Annotated in this window: 22 protein-coding genes, 1 tRNA gene and 1 other RNA gene; 9 read left to right on the forward strand and 15 right to left on the reverse strand. The window is 67.4% G+C overall.

Annotated features, from left to right (window positions below):
- The 4 genes from ACWDTP_RS27420 to ACWDTP_RS27435 all read right to left on the reverse strand — a co-directional run.
- Window positions 1–575 (reverse strand): hypothetical protein (locus ACWDTP_RS27420; RefSeq protein ID WP_450025679.1); only part of this gene is annotated, 575 nt, incomplete at its 3' end.
- 112 nt (window positions 576–687) lie between these two features.
- Window positions 688–1,404, reverse strand: coding sequence for an MBL fold metallo-hydrolase (locus tag ACWDTP_RS27425; protein ID WP_450025681.1), 717 nt, complete (start codon window positions 1,402–1,404; stop codon window positions 688–690).
- Window positions 1,405–1,483: 79 nt separating this feature from the next.
- Complete coding sequence (gene recR, locus ACWDTP_RS27430) at window positions 1,484–2,095, reverse strand: recombination mediator RecR (RefSeq protein WP_036431593.1); 612 nt, start codon at window positions 2,093–2,095, stop codon at window positions 1,484–1,486.
- Between the two features lies 1 nt (window position 2,096).
- Window positions 2,097–2,429, reverse strand: coding sequence for a YbaB/EbfC family nucleoid-associated protein (locus tag ACWDTP_RS27435; RefSeq protein ID WP_450025683.1), 333 nt, complete (start codon window positions 2,427–2,429; stop codon window positions 2,097–2,099).
- A 103-nt stretch (window positions 2,430–2,532) separates the two neighbouring features.
- Here ACWDTP_RS27435 and ACWDTP_RS27440 point away from each other — a divergent pair, with 103 nt between their 5' ends.
- A complete protein-coding gene (locus ACWDTP_RS27440) occupies window positions 2,533–3,330 on the forward strand; it encodes an Rv3717 family N-acetylmuramoyl-L-alanine amidase (RefSeq protein ID WP_450025717.1) in 798 nt (265 codons plus the stop codon).
- On the opposite strand, the gene ACWDTP_RS27445 is transcribed toward ACWDTP_RS27440, so the two are convergent.
- Window positions 3,327–3,764 (reverse strand): SRPBCC family protein, encoded by a 438-nt coding sequence (locus ACWDTP_RS27445; protein ID WP_450025685.1) that lies wholly within the window; start codon window positions 3,762–3,764, stop codon window positions 3,327–3,329. The two genes, ACWDTP_RS27440 and ACWDTP_RS27445, sit on opposite strands and share 4 nt — an antisense overlap.
- 94 nt (window positions 3,765–3,858) lie before the next feature.
- On the opposite strand from ACWDTP_RS27445, the gene ACWDTP_RS27450 reads away from it, so the two are divergent.
- Both ACWDTP_RS27450 and ACWDTP_RS27455 read left to right on the forward strand, forming a co-directional pair.
- Window positions 3,859–5,265, forward strand: coding sequence for an FAD-binding protein (locus ACWDTP_RS27450; protein ID WP_450025687.1), 1,407 nt, complete (start codon window positions 3,859–3,861; stop codon window positions 5,263–5,265).
- Window positions 5,262–6,584, forward strand: coding sequence for a class I SAM-dependent methyltransferase (locus ACWDTP_RS27455; protein WP_450025689.1), 1,323 nt, complete (start codon window positions 5,262–5,264; stop codon window positions 6,582–6,584). Before ACWDTP_RS27450 ends, ACWDTP_RS27455 begins: the two co-directional genes overlap by 4 nt.
- 81 nt (window positions 6,585–6,665) lie before the next feature.
- Here ACWDTP_RS27455 and ACWDTP_RS27460 read toward each other — a convergent pair whose 3' ends face one another.
- From ACWDTP_RS27460 to ffs, 3 genes are all read right to left on the reverse strand, one after another.
- Window positions 6,666–8,588 (reverse strand): DNA polymerase III subunits gamma/tau, encoded by a 1,923-nt coding sequence (locus tag ACWDTP_RS27460; RefSeq protein WP_450025691.1) that lies wholly within the window; start codon window positions 8,586–8,588, stop codon window positions 6,666–6,668.
- A gap of 20 nt (window positions 8,589–8,608) precedes the next feature.
- Complete coding sequence (locus tag ACWDTP_RS27465) at window positions 8,609–9,907, reverse strand: aminotransferase class I/II-fold pyridoxal phosphate-dependent enzyme (protein WP_450025693.1); 1,299 nt, start codon at window positions 9,905–9,907, stop codon at window positions 8,609–8,611.
- A gap of 56 nt (window positions 9,908–9,963) precedes the next feature.
- Window positions 9,964–10,058: signal recognition particle sRNA small type (gene ffs / locus ACWDTP_RS27470), an RNA gene on the reverse strand.
- Between the two features lie 68 nt (window positions 10,059–10,126).
- On the opposite strand from ffs, the gene ACWDTP_RS27475 reads away from it, so the two are divergent.
- The 6 genes from ACWDTP_RS27475 to ACWDTP_RS27500 all read left to right on the forward strand — a co-directional run bounded on the left by ACWDTP_RS27475 (window position 10,127) and on the right by ACWDTP_RS27500 (window position 15,482).
- Window positions 10,127–10,212, forward strand: a tRNA-Ser gene (locus tag ACWDTP_RS27475).
- A 78-nt stretch (window positions 10,213–10,290) separates the two neighbouring features.
- Window positions 10,291–11,163: a hypothetical protein gene (locus ACWDTP_RS27480; protein ID WP_450025695.1), complete on the forward strand. Its 873-nt coding sequence runs from the start codon at window positions 10,291–10,293 to the stop codon at window positions 11,161–11,163.
- Window positions 11,164–11,206: 43 nt separating this feature from the next.
- Window positions 11,207–12,229, forward strand: a complete 1,023-nt coding sequence (locus ACWDTP_RS27485; protein ID WP_450025697.1) for a S1C family serine protease — start codon at window positions 11,207–11,209, stop codon at window positions 12,227–12,229.
- Between the two features lie 28 nt (window positions 12,230–12,257).
- The gene (locus tag ACWDTP_RS27490; protein WP_450025699.1) at window positions 12,258–13,769 is read left to right on the forward strand and encodes a PucR family transcriptional regulator; all 1,512 of its coding nucleotides are present in this window, start codon (window positions 12,258–12,260) and stop codon (window positions 13,767–13,769) included.
- 102 nt (window positions 13,770–13,871) lie between these two features.
- On the forward strand, window positions 13,872–15,122 hold the full coding sequence (locus ACWDTP_RS27495) for an NAD(P)/FAD-dependent oxidoreductase (RefSeq protein ID WP_450025701.1): 1,251 nt from the start codon (window positions 13,872–13,874) through the stop codon (window positions 15,120–15,122).
- Between the two features lie 63 nt (window positions 15,123–15,185).
- Window positions 15,186–15,482 carry a hypothetical protein gene (locus ACWDTP_RS27500; protein WP_450025703.1) on the forward strand — a complete coding sequence of 99 codons (297 nt, stop codon included), beginning with the start codon at window positions 15,186–15,188 and terminating at the stop codon, window positions 15,480–15,482.
- 57 nt (window positions 15,483–15,539) lie between these two features.
- Here ACWDTP_RS27500 and ACWDTP_RS27505 read toward each other — a convergent pair whose 3' ends face one another.
- The 7 genes from ACWDTP_RS27505 to ACWDTP_RS27535 all read right to left on the reverse strand — a co-directional run.
- Window positions 15,540–17,336, reverse strand: a complete 1,797-nt coding sequence (locus ACWDTP_RS27505; RefSeq protein WP_450025704.1) for a hypothetical protein — start codon at window positions 17,334–17,336, stop codon at window positions 15,540–15,542.
- Between the two features lie 52 nt (window positions 17,337–17,388).
- The gene (locus tag ACWDTP_RS27510) at window positions 17,389–17,724 is read right to left on the reverse strand and encodes a hypothetical protein (protein WP_450025706.1); all 336 of its coding nucleotides are present in this window, start codon (window positions 17,722–17,724) and stop codon (window positions 17,389–17,391) included.
- Window positions 17,725–17,748: 24 nt separating this feature from the next.
- The gene (locus ACWDTP_RS27515; protein WP_450025708.1) at window positions 17,749–18,765 is read right to left on the reverse strand and encodes a hypothetical protein; all 1,017 of its coding nucleotides are present in this window, start codon (window positions 18,763–18,765) and stop codon (window positions 17,749–17,751) included.
- Window positions 18,752–19,516 (reverse strand): ESX secretion-associated protein EspG, encoded by a 765-nt coding sequence (locus ACWDTP_RS27520; protein WP_450025710.1) that lies wholly within the window; start codon window positions 19,514–19,516, stop codon window positions 18,752–18,754. The genes ACWDTP_RS27515 and ACWDTP_RS27520 overlap by 14 nt, the downstream gene beginning before the upstream one ends.
- 109 nt (window positions 19,517–19,625) lie before the next feature.
- The gene (locus ACWDTP_RS27525; protein WP_450025712.1) at window positions 19,626–19,913 is read right to left on the reverse strand and encodes a hypothetical protein; all 288 of its coding nucleotides are present in this window, start codon (window positions 19,911–19,913) and stop codon (window positions 19,626–19,628) included.
- 25 nt (window positions 19,914–19,938) lie between these two features.
- The gene (locus tag ACWDTP_RS27530; protein ID WP_450025714.1) at window positions 19,939–20,208 is read right to left on the reverse strand and encodes a WXG100 family type VII secretion target; all 270 of its coding nucleotides are present in this window, start codon (window positions 20,206–20,208) and stop codon (window positions 19,939–19,941) included.
- 50 nt (window positions 20,209–20,258) lie between these two features.
- The coding region (locus tag ACWDTP_RS27535; RefSeq protein WP_450025715.1) for an ESX secretion-associated protein EspG at window positions 20,259–20,632 on the reverse strand (374 nt) is incomplete at its 5' end.

Consider the following 20,632-nt stretch of genomic DNA (forward strand, 5'->3'; position numbering starts at 1 on the left):
CCCGCGTCCAGCAACGACAACCGGATCCGACTCTCCCGCGGGGTCGCCGCCCCGCCGTCGACCAGCGGCAGCAGCTCATCGAGTTGCCGCACCCCCGACGCGTGCGGATAACGCGACGCCAGAACGCGAACCGCCTCCACCGAGAATTCCCGATTCCACATCATCGCGTCGAGCCGGGCCAGCGCGAGCCCGCGCTCCAGGTGGCGTCCGACATCGAAGGCCGTCCGAACCCGCGTTGTGACCGGAAGACCGGAGAGCATGACAACCTCGTCATCGGCGATGCGGTCACGGCGCGGCAGCAGACCGTGCTGGGCCTTACCCGCGGTGCCCGCGACCTCGATCGGCCCGGCCGGGTCGACCCAGGCGCAGCCGTGCAACGCCGCCGCGGTGCTGCCCGCGATGACGCCCTTGCGGCGCACCGCGAGCCAGGCCGCGATGCTCCGCTGTCGCAGCGAGGGTGCGGCGTCGTTCGAGATGTACACGCCGCGATAGATCGCGGTGTACCTGTTCGCCAACTCTTGGCGTGTTACACGGCCCGCTGCCAGTGCCTCGCCGCCGAGAAATATCTCAGTCATGCCTGCATCGTGCACCGGGCCACCGACAAGTCGGGTGCCCACGCCCTCGAAATCGACGTAATCGTCGTGGAACGGCTGCGCCGGCGACATTTTCGTCGAACTGGTGCGCTGGTCAGGCCGCGAACACGTCGACGGCGCCGGCGATCCGCGCGGCCGCGTCGGCCAGCACCGGCTCACCGTGACCGAAACCCGCGATCTGGGCACCGGTCGCGGCGAGCCGCGACGCCGACTCGGCGGCGGCGCACCGGTCGGTGTTGAAGACACCGAGGATGATCTGGCCGTCGAACTCGGCGACGGCATCGCCGGTCAACACGGCGTCGGCGGTGGGCAGGTACAGCGCGATGCTGCCCGGCGTGTGGCCGGGGACGCCGAGGACCCTGGCCCCACCGGCGAAGTCGAGCACATCGCCGTCGACCACGGTGCGGTCCACCCGGCATGCGGGCCCGTTGGGCGGGGCGTCGAAGTCGGACCGGATCGCGCGCTCGCGGTCGGTGAGCACCGGCACAGGACCGGCCTCGCCGCGAACGTAGGCGGCGTCGGCGGCCCCCGCGATCACCTCGACGTCCGACCACGCCGCGACCTCGGCGGCGGCGCCGCAGTGATCCTCGTGAAAGTGGGTCAGCACGATGCGTTTGACGTGCAGGCGGCGCCTGCCGAGGGTCGCGAGCGCCTCGGCGATCACGCCCGCACTATCCGGCCAGCCGGTGTCGACGAGGGTGACGCCATCGGACTCCAGCCACAGATAGCTGTTCAGCTGGTGCGCCTGGTCGCCGGGGATACGCAGCCGGTACAGCGTCGGCGTCATCTGCAGCAGGTCGGGGCGGGCCATGACTCGACGTTACAAACTCCACCGGAGTTAGTCCCAGTGGTTTCGCTCACGCCGAAACGAGCGAACTTCGAGCCGCCAATCAAGCCATCGCGCGGCGGCCGGCCAGCGCCCGGCCCAGGGTGAGCTCATCAGCGAACTCGAGGTCCCCGCCCATCGGCAGCCCCGACGCGATCCGGGTGACGGTCAGGCCGGGGATGTCGCGCAGCATCCGCACCAGGTAGGTGGCGGTCGCCTCGCCCTCGGTGTTGGGATCGGTGGCGATGATCACCTCGGCGACGTCGATCCCGTCGACGCGCTCCCCGATCCGGTTCAGCAACTCCCGGATCCGCAGCTGTTCGGGCCCGATCCCCGACAACGGGTCCAACGCCCCGCCGAGCACGTGGTAACGACCCCGGAACTCGCGGGTGCGCTCGACGGCCTGCACATCCTTGGGTTCCTCGACGACACACACCAGCGACGCGTCGCGGCGCGGATCACTGCAGATCCGGCAGCGCTCGTCGTCGGAGACGTTGCCGCACACCGCGCAGAACGTCACACCGTCGCGGATCCGGCCGAGCACGGCCGTCAGCCGGTCGATGTCCGGCGGCTCGACGCTCAACAGGTGAAAAGCGATCCGCTGCGCGCTCTTGGGTCCGATCCCGGGCAGCTTGCCCAGCTCATCGATCAGATCCTGGACGGGACCCTCAAACAACTCAGAGCCCCGGGATACCGAAGCCGGAGAGCCCGCCGGCCAGCGGACCGAGGCGACTCTGCGCCATGGCGCTCACTTGATTGGAGGCGTCGGACAGGGCGCCCACGATCAGGTCCTGCAAGGTTTCGGGATCGGCCGGGTCGATGACCTTGGGGTCGATCGATACGCCGACCACCTCGCCGCTGCCCTTCACGGTGACCTGCACCAGGCCGCCGCCGGCCTGGCCGTGGACCTCCGAGTTGGCCAGCGACTCCTGGGCCTCCATCAGCTGCTGTTGCACCTGCTGCGCCTGGGCGAGCAGTGCCGACATATCGGGCGTGCCTCCGGGTTGCATGACTGGTCCCCTTGCCGTGTTGGTTGCGTTACGGTCTCGACTTGGTTGCTCTCGCCCGTCGGTGGCGGTTTGGCCTTTCAGCCTAGTCGTCGTGCGGGCTACGGTGGCGGCCGTGCGAGTCCCAGCTTGTTTGCGTGTCGGCGTCGCGGTGATATCCAGCGTGGTCATCGCGGTGACCGCGCCAGCCATAGTCAACAGTCCGTACGGCGTCCCGCGCGCCAATGCCGCCCCGTCCAATATCGCCGGGATGATCGTGTTCCTCGACCCGGGACACAACGGCGCCAATGACGCCTCGATCAGCCGCCAGGTCCCGACCGGTCGCGGCGGCACCAAGAACTGTCAGGAGAGCGGCACCTCGACCGAGGACGGATTCCCCGAGCACACGTTCACCTGGGACACCACGCTGCGGGTGCGGGCCGCATTGACCGCGATGGGTGTGCGCACCGCGATGTCGCGGGGCAACGACAACGCACTGGGCCCGTGTGTCGACGAACGCGCAACGATGGCCAACTCGCTGCGCCCGAACGCGATCGTCTCGATCCACGGCGACGGCGGCCCGGCCAACGGCCGCGGCTTCCACGTGCTCTACTCCTCGCCGCCGCTGAACAACGTCCAGGCCGGGCCGTCGGTGCAGTTCGCGAAGGTCATGCGCGATCAGCTGTCGGGTTCGGGCATCCCGCCGGCCACCTACATCGGTTCGGGCGGACTCGACGCCCGGTCCGATATCGCCGGCCTCAACCTGGCGCAGTTCCCGTCGATCCTGGTCGAGTGCGGCAATATGAAGAACCCGGTCGACTCCTCGCTGATGAAATCCCCCGAGGGCAGGCAGAAGTACGCCGACGCGATCGCGCGGGGAGTCGCGGCATACCTGGGCAGCCAGGCCGGCACTCCCGCGCGTTAGTCCTCGACGTCCTTCTTCAGATTGGCCAGCACCTCGTCCTGGATCTTGCGCAACCCGAGCGGTGCGAAGGTCTTCTCGAAGAAGCCCTTCACCCCGCCGGCCCCGGTCCACGACGTCTTGAGGTTGACCGAGGACCCGGTGCCCGCGGGGGCCACCGTCCAGTTGGTCACCAGGGTCGAGTTGGCGTCCTTCTCGATCACGGTGTGACCGGCGACGTCGACGGTGGCCTTGATGTCGCGCACCCGGGATTTGGTCGCCTGCAGTTTCCAGGTGACGACGGTGCCCGCGCCCTGGCCGCCCTCGAGCACCTGGTAGCCGCTGTAGTGCGACGACAGGATCTTCGGGCGCACAGTCTGGTAGTCGGCGATCGCGGCGAGCACGGCGGCGGGTTCGGCGTTGATCAAAACGGTGCTGACCGCGCTGACCTGTCCCATCGGTGAAGCTCCTTATTGGTAAAGAAACGGTGTCGATCCGGCCATGCCGGCGTCTACGGTCGCATCGGCTGCAACCGCCGACTAGCGTATATGTGTGTCTGTTGTGCCGACTGACGCACAGTCTGTTCACGGTGCCGGCGTACAGCGGCTCGTCGACAGCTATCGCGCCATCCCGTCCACCTCGACGGTGCGTCTTGCCAAACCCACGTCCAACCTGTTCCGGGCGCGGGCCCGCACCCCGGGCAAAGGCCTCGACACGTCCGGGCTGACCGGGGTCATCTCGGTCGATCCGCAGGCCGGGACGGCCGATGTGGCGGGCATGTGTACCTACGAGGATCTGGTCGCCGCGACGCTGCCGTACGGCTTTTCGCCGTTGGTGGTTCCGCAGCTCAAGACGATCACGCTGGGCGGCGCGGTCACCGGCCTCGGCATCGAGTCGACGTCGTTCCGCAACGGTCTGCCGCACGAGTCGGTGCTGGAGATGGACATCCTGACCGGTGCGGGCGAGGTCGTGACGGCCTCACCCGAGCGACATGCCGATCTGTTTCACACGTTTCCGAATTCCTATGGCACCCTGGGCTATTCCACTCGCCTGCGGATCGAACTGGAGCCGGTGGCACCGTTTGTCGCGCTGCGCCACCTGCGTTTTCACGCGCTGAGCGATCTGATCGCCGAGATGGATCGGATCATCGAGACCGGCGGGTACAACGGTGAACCGGTCGACTATCTCGACGGTGTGGTGTTCAGCGCCGACGAGAGCTATCTGTGCGTCGGGATCAAGACCAAAACCCCTGGCCCGGTCAGCGATTACACGGGTCAGGAGATCTACTACCGGTCCATCCAGCACCCCGGCAAGAGCGCGACCGGCAAGCAGGACCGTCTCACGATTCACGACTATCTGTGGCGGTGGGATACCGACTGGTTCTGGTGTTCAAGGGCTTTCGGTGCGCAACACCCGGCGATCCGCCGGTTGTGGCCGCGCCGGTACCGTCGCAGCAGCTTCTACTGGAAGTTGATCGGCTACGACCAGCGGTTCGACATCGCCGACCGGATCGAGAAGCGCAGCCTGCGTTCCACCGGCGGCCCGCTGCGGGAGCGGGTCGTCCAGGATGTCGAGGTTCCCATAGAACGATGTGTCGAGTTCCTCGACTGGTTCCTCGGCAACGTGCCGATCGAACCCCTGTGGTTGTGCCCGTTGCGGTTACGCAGCGATCACGACGACTCCTGGCCGCTGTACCCGCTGCGGCCCCGGCACACCTACGTCAACGTCGGCTTCTGGTCGTCGGTGCCGGTCGGACCCACCGAAGGGCACACCAACAAACTCATCGAACGCAAAGTCGGCGAACTCGATGGGCATAAATCCCTGTACTCCGATGCTTTCTACACCCGGGAAGACTTCGACGATCTATATGGCGGAGAGGCATACAAGACCGTCAAGAAGGCCTACGACCCCGATTCACGTCTGCTTGATTTGTATTCGAAGGCGGTGCAGAGGCGATGACGACGTACAAGGACCACAGCGACCAGTTCGCGCATGACCTGCAGCGAAGGCTGAGCCTGGCCGAGATCCTGGAGATCTTCGCCGCGGGCCGGTTGCCGCTGAAGTTCACCGCATACGACGGCAGTTCCGCCGGGCCCGAGGAGGCCACCCTCGGCCTCGACCTGTTGACCCCGCGCGGCACCACCTATCTGGCCACCGCGCCCGGCGATCTCGGCCTGGCCCGCGCCTATGTGTCCGGCGACCTCGAACCGCACGGCGTGCACCCTGGCGACCCGTACCCGTTGTTGTGCGCGCTCGCCGAGAAAATGGACTTCCGGCGCCCGCCGGCCCGGGTGCTCGCCCACATCGTCCGCTCCATCGGCTTCGAGCATCTGCGGCCGATCGCCCCGCCGCCGCAGGAGGCCCTGCCTCGATGGCGCCGGATGGTCGAGGGTTTCCGGCACAGCAAGACCCGCGACGCCGAGGCCATCCATCACCACTACGACGTGTCGAACACCTTCTACGAATGGGTGCTGGGCCCGTCGATGACCTACACCTGCGCCTGCTATCCGGACGCCGAGGCGACCCTCGAGGAGGCCCAGGACAACAAGTACCGCCTGGTTTTCGACAAGCTGCGGCTGCAGTCCGGGGACCGGCTGCTCGACGTCGGCTGCGGGTGGGGCGGCATGGTGCGCTATGCGGCCCGCCACGGCGTGAAGGCCACCGGGGTCACGCTCTCCCGCGAGCAGGCCACCTGGGCGCAGAAAGCGATCGCCGAGGAGGGGCTCGGCGATCTCGCCGAGGTGCGGCACGGCGACTACCGCGATATCGCCGAGTCCGGTTTCGACGCGGTGTCCTCGATCGGCCTGACCGAGCACATCGGCGTGCACAACTACCCGGCGTATTTCGGCTTCCTGAAATCGAAGCTGCGGACCGGGGGGCTGCTGCTCAACCACTCCATCACCCGGCACAACAACCGGACGGCCGCGGTCGCCGGGGGTTTCATCGACCGCTATGTGTTCCCCGACGGTGAGCTGACCGGATCGGGCCGCATCATCAGCGAGGCCCAGGATGTCGGCCTGGAGGTGGTGCACGAGGAGAACCTGCGCCACCACTACGCGATGACGCTGCGGGACTGGTGCGCCAACCTCGTCGAGCACTGGGACGAGGCGGTCGCCGAGGTGGGGCTGCCCACCGCGAAAGTGTGGGGCCTGTACATGGCCGGGTCGCGGCTGGGCTTCGAGACCAACGTCGTCCAGCTGCACCAGGTGCTCGCGGTCAAGCTCGACGAGCACGGCCGCGACGGCGGGCTGCCGCTGCGGCCGTGGTGGACGCCGTAGCCAGGCCGGCGCGCGATAGTTGAGATTGCGCCCAGGGTCGTGAATTCGCTGTTCCTACGACCCTGCGCGCAATCTCAACAGTCAGCCCTCGATCTTGCGCGCCCCGAGTTCGGTCTGGAGTAGCTCGAGCGCGGCCTCCTCGGGGTCGCGGCGAGGCCCGGCCTCGGTCTGCCCGGCCTCGGCGAGCATCTCCTCCTCGTCGTCTACCGGCGACGGTGGCGGCTCCGGCGCGGGCTCGGGTTCGGGAATGGAACGCCCCGGCCGGGCAGGTACCCGGGGTGCGGGCTTGGCGGCCTTGGCGGCCGGGGCCGCGGGCGCCTCGGCGGCACCGACCTCGCACCGGATCTGCCAGTCCACGCCGAGCGCGTCCTTCAGGGCGTCGCGGATCACGTCGGCATTGCGCGACTCGGTCAGCCGCTTCGCCAGTGGCGGCGAATCATGGGACAGTACGAGGGTTTTTCCTTCGACGGCGCGTACCGTCGCCCCCGACAACATGACCTCGGTGGTGCGGCTGCGCTCACGCACCTTCTCCCGGACCGTCGGCCACATCGAGCGCACCGCGGCGGCGTTCGGTTCACCACCGGGCACAGGCTCAGCTTCGGGCTCGGCGACCACTTCGGGCGCAGGCTCAGGTTCGGGCTCAGGAACGGGCTCGACGGCCGGCTCGGGCTCGGGCGCCGCGGCCGGCTCGGGCACGGGCTCAGGAACGGGCACCGGCGGAGGCGGAGGTGGCGCCGGTTCAGGCTCAGCGGCCTTGGGTTCAGGTGGCTGCGCCTGGCTGGGCCGGGTGAACACCTTGGCCGGCTCTGCGGCCCGCACGGCCGCGGGTCCGTCGGCGGCCGGGATCGACATGTCCAGCCGGGTCTCGATGCGCTCGATGCGCTGCAGCAGCGCCGACTCAGTGTCGTGGGCCGACGGCAGCAGCAGCCGGGCACACACCACCTCGAGCAGCAGCCGCGGCGCCGTGGCCCCACGCATCTCGCCGAGCCCGGCGTGCACCACCTCGGCGTAGCGGGTGACCGTCGCCGCACCGATCCTGGCGGCCTGGTCACGCATCCGTTCGAGCACGTCGGAGGGTGCGTCGACGACACCGCGGGCCGCCGCATCGGGCACGGCCTGCAGCACGATCAGGTCGCGGAACCGCTCCAGCAGATCGGTGGCGAAGCGTCGCGGATCGTGACCGGCGTCGATCACGGCCTCCACGGCACCGAACAGGGCGGCGGCATCGCCCGCGGCCAGCGCCTCCACCGCATCGTCGATGAGCGCCATATCGGTGGCACCGAGCAGCGCCAGTGCGCGCTGATAGGCGATCCGGTTCCCCTCGGCCCCGGCCAGCAGCTGGTCGAGAACCGAGAGGGTGTCGCGGGGGGACCCGCCGCCGGCGCGGATGACCAGCGGATACACCGCATCGTCCACGTCGACGCTTTCCTCGGCACAGATCCGTTCCAGCAGCGGGCGCATGGTCCGCGGGGCCAGCAGCCGGAACGGGTAGTGATGCGTGCGGGACCGGATCGTCGGCAGCACCTTCTCCGGTTCGGTGGTGGCGAACACGAAGATCAGATGTTCTGGCGGCTCCTCGACGATCTTGAGCAGCGCGTTGAAACCGGCCGTGGTCACCATGTGCGCTTCGTCGACGATGAAGATCCGGTACCGCGACTGGGCCGGCGCGTAGAAGGCGCGGTCGCGCAGTTCGCGGGTGTCGTCGACGCCACCGTGGCTGGCGGCGTCGAGTTCGACGACGTCGACGTTGCCCGGTCCGTTCGGGGCCAGCGCCACGCACGAATCGCACACCCCGCATGGGGTCGGCGTGGGCCCCTGATCGCAGTTCAGCGACCGGGCCAGGATCCGCGCCGACGAGGTCTTACCGCAGCCCCTCGGCCCGGAGAACAGGTAGGCGTGGTTGATCCGGCCCGCGCTGAGCGCGGTGGACAGCGGCTCGGTGACATGCTCCTGCCCAACGACTTCGGCGAAGGTTGCCGGGCGGTACTTGCGGTAGAGAGCCACGGATGCAGGCTACCGAGGACCTATGACTGCCGGGACTCGCCACCCAGCAGCGACTCGGTCGCCGCCAGCAGCGCGCAGGTTGCCAGGCCGTCGATCGCGTCGCGGACGTCGTCCGATGACGGGAAGGTCGGCGCGATGCGGATGTTCTTGTCCTCCGGGTCTTTCCGGTACGGGAACGCCGAACCCGCCTCGGTGACCGCGATGCCGGCCTCCTTCGCGAGGGCGACGGTGCGCTTGGCGGTGCCGGGCCAGACATCGAGGCTGACGAAGTACCCACCCTTGGGGTCGGTCCATGAGGCGATCTTCGACTCACCCAGCCGGTCCTCGAGAATCTCGGCCACCAGGGCGAACTTCGGCGCGACCAGGTCGCGGTGGCGCTGCATCTGCAGCCTGACCCCGTCGGCATCGCCGAAGAAGCGCAGGTGGCGCAGTTGGTTGACCTTGTCCGGGCCGATCGTCTTCTTGCCCGCGTGCTGCAGGTACCAGGCGATGTTGCCCAGCGAGCCGCCCAGGAAACTCACCCCGGACCCGGCGAAGGTGATCTTGGACGTCGAGGCGAACACCAGGGGCCGGTTCGGGTTGCCCGCGGCCTCGGCCAGTCCGAGCACGTCGACCTGCCTGACGAAGTCGGGGGTCAACGTGTGGACCGCGTATGCGTTATCCCACATCAATCGGAAATCGCTTGCGGCGGTTTGCATCTGGAGCAGCCGGCGGACGGTCTCCCAGGAGTAGGTGGCGCCCGTCGGATTGGAGTAGACCGGTACGCACCACATGCCCTTGACCGCCGGGTCGGCGGCCACGAGTTCCTCGATCACGTCGGCGTCGGGGCCGTCCTCGCGCATCGGCACCGGGATCATCTCGATGCCGAGCGATTCGGTGATCGCGAAGTGCCGGTCGTAGCCGGGGGCCGGGCAGAGGAACTTGACCTTGGGTTCCTCGATCCAGGGCCGCGGCGAGTCCACGCCGCCGTGCAGCAGCGAGAACACCACACAGTCGTGCATCATCTCCAGGCTCGCGTTGTTTCCCGCGATGAGGTTCTGCACCGGGATGCCCAGCAGTTCGCCGAAGATCTCCCGCAGCTCGGGCAGCCCGTGCAGTCCGCCGTAGTTGCGGGTGTCGGTGCCGTCGCGGTCCCGGAACGCATCCTTGTCCGGCCCGGGCAGGCTCAGCAGCGGGTTGGACAGGTCCAGCTGCGCCGGCGACGGCTTTCCACGGGTGAGGTCCAGGCTCAGGCCCTTGGCCTGAAGCGCCTGGTAGTTGCGCTGTTGAAGTTCGTGCTGCGCGAGTAGCTCGTCGCGGCCGAGGGACTGGAACGACACGGCGCGCCTTTCACCGGTTCTCGATGCGAGAGGACCCCGCAATGACGGGGCGGGACATTAGGGGACCCCGCGCACCCGCCAGAGCCCGTTGACCCTTGCTGCCTTCCGGCCCTGGGGGAGTTCACAGGATGGACGCCGCGCGGGGTCCATGGCGAGTGTAATACCTGCCCCTCCCCCGACTTGACGGGAGCCGTGACGGCTTGGGCTACCATTGCCGACGGAGGATTCGCCTAGTGGCCTATGGCGCTCGCCTGGAACGCGGGTTGGGTTAACAGCCCTCAGGGGTTCAAATCCCCTATCCTCCGCACTCGGGTTCGGGGCGGCGACCTGCCGGTTGACCGGCACTGTCGCCCCCCGGCCCAGCAGAAGTACCAAGGAGGAGTATGGGCCGCACCGTCGCGGTGATCTGGCATGCGCTGTTCTCGCTCATCGCTGCAGGCCTCTACTTCTTCTTCGTCATTCCCCGCTGGCCGGAGTTGATGGGCCAGACCTCGCCGACGCTCGGTCTGGTGCTGCGGATCGTGACCGGTGTGCTGATCGGGCTGACCGCACTTCCGGTGGTGTTCACGCTGCTGCGGACCCAGCGGCCCGAGTACGCCACACCGACCCTTGCGCTGCGGCTGCGGTCGTGGTCGATCGGCCTGCACGTGGTTGCCGGGCTGTTGATCCTCGGTACCGCGATCTCGGAGATCTGGCTGTCCCTGGACAGCGCCGGACAGTGGTTGTTCGCCATCTACGGTGCCGCCGCGGCGATCGCGCTGCTCGGCATCTTCGGCTTCTACCTGGCATTCGCCGCCGAACTGCCCCCACCACCGCCGAAACCGGTCAAGACCAGGGAGAAGACCACCCGCCGCAAAGGCAGGGGCAAGACCGGGGACGACGCGGAAGCGCCGGCAGACGATGCCGAGCCGGCAGAAGAGTCCGAGCCGGCAGAAGAGGTCGAAGAAAGCGCCGAGGACGCGCCCACCGAGGTGAGCGCCCAGGCGGCCGAAGAACCCGCCGCGGGCACCGACGACGAACCGGACCCGGAAGCCGAAGAAGCCGACGCATCCGATGTGGACGAGCAGGCCGAGACCGGCCAGGACGAGACCACCGACACCCCCGATGAGTCCGGCGAGGCCGAAAAAGACGCCGGAAACGACGCCGCAAAGGACGAGGCCCCACGTGGCAAACTGCGCAACCGCCGGCCGTCGAACAAGGGCGGTGGTTCGCGGTTGCGTTGGCCTTCGCGCCGTGGCGTCGCAGTTGAGGAGTAACGCGCGCGTCGACAGCGGGCGAACTCACAGCCAAAATAGATTCATGGGCAAAATGCGGTCGCGATCCGTCACATCGGTGATCCTGGCGGCGCTGGCCGCGGCGGCGGCCCTGGTGGTCCCGTCGGCCCCGGCCGGGGCCGCACCCGGTGATCCCAGCTCCGCCGCCACTTCCGTGGAGCCCGCGGTGGCCCGGATCGACACCGTCGTGGACTATCAGCAGGCCTACGGCATCGGCACCGGCATCGTGTTGTCCGCGGGCGGCGAGGTGCTCACCAACTATCACGTGGTCCAGGGCGCGAACTCGATCAGCGCCACGGTCGGCGGCCGGTCCTTCACCGCGGACCTGGTCGGGTACAGCCGCGAAAACGATGTCGCGGTGCTGCAGCTACGGGGCGCGGGCGGGCTGCCCACCGCTCCGATCGGCGATTCCGGCGCGCTGGCCCAGGGCGAGGAGGTGGTCGCACTCGGTAACGCGCAGGGCACCAACGCCCCGCTGACCCGGGAGGTCGGGACCATCACCGCGTTCGGCCGCACGGTCAACGCCGAGGACGAGCTGACCGGCAGCACCGACGAGATCGGCGGCCTGATCGAGTTCGCCGCACCGGTGCGGGCCGGCGACTCGGGCGGACCGGTGGTCGACGATGCCGGTCAGGTGGTCGGTATGACGACGGCCGCATCGGTCAACTTCCGCATGGGGCCGGGCGGCAAGGGGTTCGCGATCCCGATCAACGACGCGATGTCGGTGGCAGGCCAGATCCGGTCCCGCACCCCGTCCGACTCGGTGCACATCGGACCGCCGACCCTGCTCGGTGTCGGTGTGCGCACGGCGCCCGAGCAGGGGCGCGGCGTCATCATCCAGGACGTGCTGCGTGGCGGCCCGGCCGAGGCGGCCGGGTTGACCCCCGGTGACCTGCTGACCGTGCTCGACGGCACCCGGCTGGATTCGGTTCGCACGCTGACGCTGGTGCTGGACCGGCGTTATGTCGGTGACGTCGTCGATCTCACCTGGCTGGACCGCTCGGGCAACCAACACACCGGCAAGGCCACGCTGTCGGCCGGGCCGTAACCGGTCGTCTGCTGATTAGGCTCGGTCCGTGGTCACACTGGACCGGCTGATCAATGTGCTCGGTGGCTACGGCGTCCACCTGAGGCAGTGCACCGCCCCCAGGTCGACCGAGCTGCGCAGCGTCGTCATGCACGAGCCGGGGCCGGTGATCGGTGACGTGCTGCTGGCGGTCGGGGCGGGTTCGGTCGCCGAAGCGCTCGAATGGGCGGCCGCGGCCCGTGCCGTGGTGGTGCTGATCCGCGATCTCGACGAACCCGGTCCCGATGTTGGCATCGCGATCATGACGGTGGACCCCGAGGTCTCGTGGAGTGAGCTGGCCGCGGTGGTCTACGGTCTGGTCCTCGAGGGCCGGGAGACCGAGTCCGGCCGGGGTCCGACCGACCTGTTCGCGCTGGCCGACAGCCTGGCCGAGGTGGCGGGCGGCGCGGTCACCATCGAGGACCGGGCGTCGCGCGTGCTGGCGTACTCGCGGCTGCAACAGCATGCCGACCCGGCCCGCGCCGAGACGATCCTGGGCCGCCAGGCACCGGACCGGTTGCGCGCGGTGTTCGAAGCCCGGGGGGTTCTGCGCCACCTTGCCGAATCCGATGAGCCGCTGTACGTGGCGAGCGATCCGGCGCACGGCCTGACCGGGCGGATGGTGGTCGCGGCCCGCGCGGGCCGGGCCCTGCTTGGCTCGGTGTGGGTGGCGTGTGCCGAACCGTTGACCGACGCCCGGCGCTCGGCACTGGCCGACGGGGCCCGCATGGTGGCGATGCATCTGCTGCGTTCCCGGGCCAGCGCGGACCTGGAACGGCAGGTCGAATCGGAGTCGGTGATCCGGCTGTTGGAGGGCGCCGCCGACGCGACGACGGTGGCCAGCCGCCTGGCGCTCCCGCAGGGTCCGCTGCGGGTGATCGCGCTGCGGGCCCAGACCGACGACGAGCGGCACGCCGCGCTGCTGCTCGCGTTCGAGCGGGCCACCACGGGGTTCGGCTGGTCACGGCCGAGTCGCAGCGCACTCGACGGCAACACCGTCTACACGGTGCTGCCCGGTGCGGACCCGGATGCCGGCGCTGCCCGGCACTGGGTGTCGGGCCTGCGGGCCGCCCTGCCCGAACCGGTGGCGGTGCTCGCCGGGATCAGCGGTCCGGCCGGGGTGGCCGAGCTGGTATTGGCCCGCCGGGAGGCCGACGAGTGCCTGGCCCTGCACGAGGTGTGTCCCGGCGGCCCGCCACCGGTGTATGACGAGGCCTGGGACGACATCCTGCTGCACCGCCTGCGGATCGCCGCGCGGTCCGGCCGGGCGCCTCGGCGGGGGCCGGTCGCCGAGCTCCGGGCCAACGACCGGACCCAGGGCACGCAGTATGCGGCGACGTTGCGGGCCTGGCTGGAGGCCCAGGGGGATCTCGCCGAGGCCGGCCGGACGCTCGGTGTGCACGAGAACACCGTGCGCTACCGGATGCGCCGGATGGCCGAGGTGACCACGCTCGATCTCGACGATGCGCGCAAACGGCTGGCGATGATGATCGAACTCGCCGCGATCGAGGATTTGTCGTAGCTCGACAATCCCGTCCACATTTTTTGTCCCGGCAGGTCAAACGGTTCGGGGCCACTCCCCCACACCATGGAGTTGTCCGAGCAACATCGTGGAGGTGGCGTGATGGTCGGCGTCGAACGGATCGACGGCGGTCCGCGGTCCGCGGTCGTCGTGGGAGCGGGCATCGTCGGCCTGTCCACCGCGTGGTTCCTGCAGGAGCGCGGGGTCGGGGTAACGGTGGTGGACCGGACCGGGGTGGCCGCGGGCTCCTCGTGGGGCAATGCCGGCTGGGTTTCGCCGACCTTGACCATCCCGCTCAACGATCCCTCGGTGCTGCGTTACGGCCTGCGATCACTGCTCAACCCGAACGCTCCGCTGCACATCCCCCTCACCGCCGATCCCGGTCTGTGGACGTTCCTGGCCCGGTTCGCGGCGAACTGCCGGATCTCCTCGTGGAATCGGGCGGCCAGGGCGAACCTGCAGTTCAACGCCGAATGCCTCGAGGCCTACGACGTGCTCACCGCCAACGGCGTCGACGTGCCCACCACCGACGCACCGATCACCGCGCTGTTCGAATCCGCCCAGCAGGCCGAACATCTCATGACCGAACTGCGCCGGCTGACCGCGATCGGGCAGACCGTGACGGTGACCGAGCTGTCCGGGCAGGCGCTGCGCGACCAGGCTCCGCTGGCGTCGGCCGCCATCACGACGGGTATCAACGTCGAGGGCCAGCGCTACATCGACCCGGGCCGGTTCGTGCACGGACTGGCCGAGGCCGTCATCGCCAGGGGCGGCGAGATCATGACCGGCAGGGTCACCGATGTGCAGCCGTCGGACAGCCTCGTCACGGTGCAACTTCCGGGCCGGCAGCTGAGCGCCGACGTCGCGGTGATCGCCACCGGGGCATGGCTGTCATCGCTGGCCGGGCAGTGGGTCCGCACGCCGGTGCGGGCCGGCCGCGGCTATTCGTTCACCGTGCCGGTGGACCGCCCGATCCCCGGCCCCATCTACCTGCCCGACGTCCGGGTCGCGTGCACGCCCTACCAGGGTGCACTGCGGGTCGCAGGCACCATGGAGTTCCGCTCACCCGACGAGCCACCGCAGCCGGCCCGGATCGGCGCGATCGTCGGTGCGGCCGCACCACTGCTGGACGGGGTGCGCTGGGGCGAACGCACCGATGTGTGGGTAGGTCCGCGGCCGGTCACCCCGGACGGACGCCCGCTGATCGGCGCGGCCGCGCCGGGTGTCTACGTGGCGGGCGGTCACGGCATGTGGGGCCTGGCGCACGGCCCGGTGACCGGACGACTGCTCGCCGAATACGTCACGACCGGCAAGGAACCCGATTCTCTGCGCGAATTCAACCCTCTCCGTTAGGGATTCGCCGCGCACCCGGGCCCATTCGGGCCATCTCGTCGTCCCGATTAGAAGGAGTCGACCTTGACCAGTCCACTTGGGCTTACACCGAACGATCTACGCTGGAACTCGAGGTATCTCGCCGATATCAGCGGCAGGATGAAAGACGTGCAGTCAACCTTGATGCAGATGCTCAGTGGTGAGGGCGAGGCATGGGGCCACGACAAGATCGGAAAACAGTTCGCCGACGGCGACAAAGGGTACAAGGCACAACGGGACTGGGTGGACGGATCGATCACCGCCAAGACCGAGCTTCTCGACTTCTACTCGAACGGTCTTCGCGTCACCGCTGACCTGCTGGAACAACAAGATTCCATCTGACATGTGAGTAGTGGCCCACGCGGATGGCGATGCCGCGGGGGCCACTACTCGTCTCGGTCAATCAGATGACAGCGAACCACGCTGCGGCGACGGGGGAACCCGCCGTGGTGCGTTCTGCACCGCGGAGTCCGGTTGCCAAACCGGGCCCCGCTGCGGGACCCGGCGGCGCTGTTCAGGCTGTTCCACAGCCGTGCCGTCAGCCTGATCGTCGTCTTCGCTGGCGCCCACCACGGCAACTGCGGCCTCGGCGTCACCGATGACGTCCTTGCCGTTCTTCTTTCGGCGTAGCGCCTTGTTGACCTGGTGGCCTTTGCCGTTCTGATCGCCACGCTGCCCTGCGGCCGGGGCGCCGGCTCCGGGCGAGCCCGCACCCCCGCCGAGGCCGGCGCCGGGGCCGTTTGCTCCGGTGGGCGCTTTTGCCGCGGTGGTTTCGGCGGCGCTGGTACCGATTCCGCTCGGCATGCCCTTCAGCGGCAGGCCTGCGCCGATACCTCCGGCTCCCTTGCCGATCCCGCCGCCACCGGCCCCGGCACCGGGGACACCGCCGGCGCCGAGCCCCTTTGGTCCGAGGCCGAGAACTCCCTCGGGCGGTCCGCCAGCCCCGATGGGGGGCGGCGGGCCGCCCTGGCCGGCGTTCTTGGCGGCGTCCATGGCCTGGCCCATGGCGTCCTTGGCCGCGTTCGTCGCCGCATCCGTCGCTGACTTGGCGGGATCGGTCAGCCCGTCCAGGCCCGTCGGGTTCTTGGGATCCGGGATATTCGTGTCTGGAAGGTTGGGGTTCTCGATCGAGGGGTTGTCGATTTTTGGTTTGTCGATACTCGGGTTCCCGAGTTTCGGGTTATCGAGTTTCGGCATGCTCGGGCCGCCACCCAGATTCGGATTGCCCATACCTGGGCCACCGCCGGGGCCGGTGCCGGGGCCATCACCGGGTCCACCAGGGCCCCCCGGCTTGCCGGGGTCTCCGAACTTCAGATCAGGTGGCGGCGGAAGTATGGGAAAACTTGTGGTCACCTCCTGGACCGTCGGGTTGTAGGTGTTATCAAAGAGCGATACCGCGTCGTTATAATCTTCGACCGATTGCCGAATTTTTTTCGCGTCCTCGACCGCACTCTCTATAGATACGTACTGGCCGTTGCTGAGCAGCAGATGGCCTTCACCGTCGAAATGATATCGCGTGTTGTACGCCGCGACTTCTCTATCGAGATCGGCCTTGTTGTAGCCCATGAAATTATCGATCAGTTTATGTTCGGTGTATTTGGGAAAATTGTCATGGATGTGCTTGAAGGCGCCGTGAAGAATGGTCAGCCGGTTCGCAATTTCGTCCGCGGAGGGAGTGAATTTGTAAATCGAATTCTCCGTGACATGCTTTGTCGCCGCTTCGGCCGCGGAGGCGCTTTCACCTTTCCATTTTCCGGTGATCGCCGTTGTCGTATCTATCTTAAAATCCTCGGATGCTTCTTTGAGGTCGCCTCCGTGCGTCTTCCACGCGGTGGCGAGGTCCTGGAGCGCGCCGTAGTTCAGCGCCTTCTTCTCATTGTTCAGTTCTTCGAAGGTCTTTGACTCCCAGTTGAGCGCTTGGCCCCCGGTGAGCGCGTCGTGAACCGAGTTGGAGGCAGTACTGTCGGACAGCGCGTTATCGACCTCGTTGATTTTCAGCTTGTTGCCGTGTTCGTCGGTCATATCCCACTTGGGGGCTTCGGTTTCGGCCTTGTTCTCTACTTTGGCGACATTGTCCTGATTGATCTGGTCCCAGTAATTCTCAGGTTTGTCCGTCCCCATAACGGCTTTCCACTCGTCATTCGACCAGTTGTTCGCCTTGGAGCTGTACATTTCGCCGCCGAACAGGGCGCCCATATCATTTCCGAAGCTCCCCATGGGTCGCTACCTCCGATCACGGTCTACCGGACTAATCGTTTTCCGCGGCTTCTTGAGCTGCTGCCGCGTCCTGAGCGGTCTTCTTGAAGGCGGTGGCCTGAGACTGCTGCTCCTTCAGGTAATCCGTCATTGACTTGCCGCGCCCGTTGAACGTCTCTTCGAGAATCTTCGCCAACTCGTTCCCCGTGGTGCCGAAATACCCCGTGGTGTCGTCAAGGGCGTCGTTTATCAGAGTCTGCAATGCCGTGTTGTACGGCGTGAAGGCAGTCTCGACGGCTTTTTTCACCTCGTCATCGAGGTAGAGCTTTCCGTCACCGGTGTCGGCGTCCAGGCCGGCAAAAGGATTAGTCATGCTTTCGATCTCCAACCGTTGTCGTCAGATGATAGGCGTTCATGGCAAGGTGTCGAATGGCAGCGTCACCTCTTTCTCGATTCGGATCAGCACGGCTGCGGCGGTCAGGAAATTTCCGGCCGCGAACAGCATGATCAGGTCGCCGACCTTGGCGACCCGGTTGTTCATGAGATAGGCGAGGTTCACGCAGAAATCCGACACGGTCAGATGGCCGACCCCCGCGGCGAATTCGTGCAGGCCGGGGGTGGGTCGCAGCAGAGCGTGTTTGGCCAGCGAATCGGTGACATCCACCGGTTCGATGAAAGACGGTGCAAACCAGTCGATCTCGCCCGGATCGAGTTCGATACGCCGATAGCACTCGGTGACGGTCTTGACGGCGGACTGGAAGCTGGCCATGCCGATATCGGCGGCCATGCCGGGGTGGGCCCGGTTGTAGGCGGCGAACCTCGACGCCCATTCGGCGAGCCCGGGAAACGACGGGTCGTCGATCCCGCGGTCGGGCCTGCTGCGCATCATGTCCGCGGCCGGGTTGAGTGAGTTGGCGGCCACGGACAGGATCCGCGCGAAGCCGTCGTGGCGGTTCAGCACCGTGCAGAAGGCGCTGTCACCCATCAGCGAGCCCTCGGTCACCGGGTTGGACGCATACTCGTAACGGTCGAAGAAGAAGTTGCTGTCGCCACCCGTCACCAGGGCGTAATCGCCGGCCCAACCGGCTTCGAGCACGGCGTCGGCGAGCATCACACCGTACAGTCCGCCCGAGCAGAACTGCCGGACCTCGGCGGCGGCGCCGCCCGACTCCCGTCCGAGGACGGCTTGTTGCAGCGAGTTCTGGATGGGCCAGAAGTGTTCCCCCTGGTACAACGAGCCGCAGTGGAACGATGCGGCGAGGCCTGCGCCCGCGTCCGAGAGCACGGCGGGATCTATCCGGCGCGCGGCCAACTCGACCATCTCGTGCACCGAGAGCATCTCCGATGCGCTGCTGGAGAGATGCTTGGGGCGACCTTCGCAGTCCAACCCTCCAGGAATGTAGGTGGAGACCGCGCTAAGGAATGCCATTGAACTCTCGGTCCGATCTCGCCGCCGTGAGTCTCTCCTCCAGCTGCGTAACCTGAGCTTTCTCAATCTTTTTGAAGGCAGCCAGGAGATTGGGGATCGTGGCCGGGATGATCTGGAACGAACTGACACCCTCATTCACCACGTACGCACCGTCGTCGGCGACGTTGATCAGCGTCAGGTGGTTCTCGTTACGAAGCTCGTACTGCTGGCTGAATTCGGAGGATCCAGACAGCAGGATGGACCCGGAAATGCGCGATTCGCGCAGAACCTGTGCCGGCGTCTCGTCCTCGTACTGCCCGTCCTTCCGTGACCTGGCACCGGGTTTGTAGTCCGGCAGGGCCTCCAGAATGACCTGCGGGAAGTCGACGTTCGCACAACCGATGATCTGAATGTCCTCACCGAAGATGAGTTCGTCACTGGGGTCCTGGGTGACCACAGCGCAGTACCCCGCGGTGCCGATTGCGCCGAACAGCCGGAAGATCCGCTGGCCCGCGCCATCCTCGATCCGCCCGAACCCGGTCATCACCAACATCGGGAACCGAAGCGCGTCAAGCATGCGTAGCCGATTCGGGGTCATCCCGGCGCGTTGTCGGACCAGGGCGGCTTGTCTGTCGGCTTCGACTTCGGCGATGTAACGCTGTTTGCGATTGCGGTACGCGAGCGGGAACGGTAGCCGGTCGAGACCGGCTGTCTCCCAGAGGCATCTGAAGTCGAAGCCGGTCATGAACCACGGATCGACGTCGTGGCGCAACGGGGCCGCATCGTCAGTGATCACGCCGTATCGCCCTCTCGCGCTCGTGGAAACAGACTTGTGAGCGGGCCCGGGTTGGATCCGTGCTTACCGGGCCCGCCGACAGGTCCTAGAAGTTGCCGGCCAGGTGCGAATCCAGGGCGGCGGTCTCGTGCTGCTGATCGGAGCCCCGCGAGCGGGTGCTCGCGATGTCCTGGATGATCCCGTCCATCACGTTCGAGATCTGCAGCTGCTTCTGGTGCAGCGCCATCGCGGCCTCGCCCTCGTAGACCGAGAGCAGCACGTTGAAAACCTTGCCGACCTCTTCGCGCAGCGCCTGCGCGTCATTCAGCACACCCTGAATCGCGTCCAGGGCATCGTGGTTGGAGCCGTAGTCGTAGTGGATCTTATCTACCATGGGTCAAGACCTTCCTTCTGCTGAACTAGTCGGAGTCCATGTTGGCCAGCGTGCGCATATTGCTCTTGCCGGTCTCGGCCACCTGGGTGAGTTGGGTGATGACGGCGGTGAAGTCGTCGTGATGCTGGGTCATCATGCCGGCGAACTTCTGCGCCTTACCGCCCAGCCACGAGCTCGCCGTCATGGTCTCGGCGCGCTCCAGGATGTTGTTGGCCAGCGTCCTGGCGGTAGTCATCGCCTCGTCGACCTGCCCGATCTTGGTCTCCGCCTCTTGCGGAGTTAGGGATGTAGCCATAAGTGCTCCTCAGTAGTCGAATCGTTGCTAGTCAAGGACCGTGCTGCGATCTAGTAGTCCCCCCATCTGTAGCCGGAAAGCTCGACGAGTTGGTCGATGGCCTGTTTGATGGCGTGGTCGGACCCGGGCTTGAGTGTGGTCCACAGCTGACCGCTCGGCGAATGGCTGGGAGCGGCGACGACGCGGCCGCGCTTGGTGTAGAAGACGCCGACCGCGACGGGCCGGTGCATCACCCGATCCTCATCGGGATCGAGTGCGTGGTAGACGATCTCGGCGAACGCCTGCCGCGCCGACAATGCCGAGCCGAGCAGCATCGCCGTGCGTGGTTCGGCGCCGAGCGCCCGGATGCGGTCCGACAGCTCCGCCGCATCGGCATCGCCGGACAGGGCCGCGGCGGCCTGATCGAGCGGAGCGCCGACGGTGC

It is taken from the genome of Mycobacterium sp. NPDC003449 (genome assembly GCF_053588415.1).

Coding starts and splice junctions, on each gene's coding strand:
- ACWDTP_RS27525 (WP_450025712.1), bottom strand. CDS start 19,913: ATGGTAGATAAGATCCACTACGACTACGGCTCCAACCACGATGCCCTG.
- ACWDTP_RS27425 (WP_450025681.1), bottom strand. CDS start 1,404: ATGGCCCGCCCCGACCTGCTGCAGATGACGCCGACGCTGTACCGGCTG.
- ACWDTP_RS27435 (WP_450025683.1), bottom strand. CDS start 2,429: ATGCAACCCGGAGGCACGCCCGATATGTCGGCACTGCTCGCCCAGGCG.
- ACWDTP_RS27515 (WP_450025708.1), bottom strand. CDS start 18,765: ATGGCATTCCTTAGCGCGGTCTCCACCTACATTCCTGGAGGGTTGGAC.
- ACWDTP_RS27485 (WP_450025697.1), top strand. CDS start 11,207: ATGGGCAAAATGCGGTCGCGATCCGTCACATCGGTGATCCTGGCGGCG.
- ACWDTP_RS27530 (WP_450025714.1), bottom strand. CDS start 20,208: ATGGCTACATCCCTAACTCCGCAAGAGGCGGAGACCAAGATCGGGCAG.
- ACWDTP_RS27495 (WP_450025701.1), top strand. CDS start 13,872: ATGGTCGGCGTCGAACGGATCGACGGCGGTCCGCGGTCCGCGGTCGTC.
- ACWDTP_RS27480 (WP_450025695.1), top strand. CDS start 10,291: ATGGGCCGCACCGTCGCGGTGATCTGGCATGCGCTGTTCTCGCTCATC.
- ACWDTP_RS27505 (WP_450025704.1), bottom strand. CDS start 17,336: ATGGGCGCCCTGTTCGGCGGCGAAATGTACAGCTCCAAGGCGAACAAC.
- ACWDTP_RS27445 (WP_450025685.1), bottom strand. CDS start 3,764: ATGGGACAGGTCAGCGCGGTCAGCACCGTTTTGATCAACGCCGAACCC.
- ACWDTP_RS27455 (WP_450025689.1), top strand. CDS start 5,262: ATGACGACGTACAAGGACCACAGCGACCAGTTCGCGCATGACCTGCAG.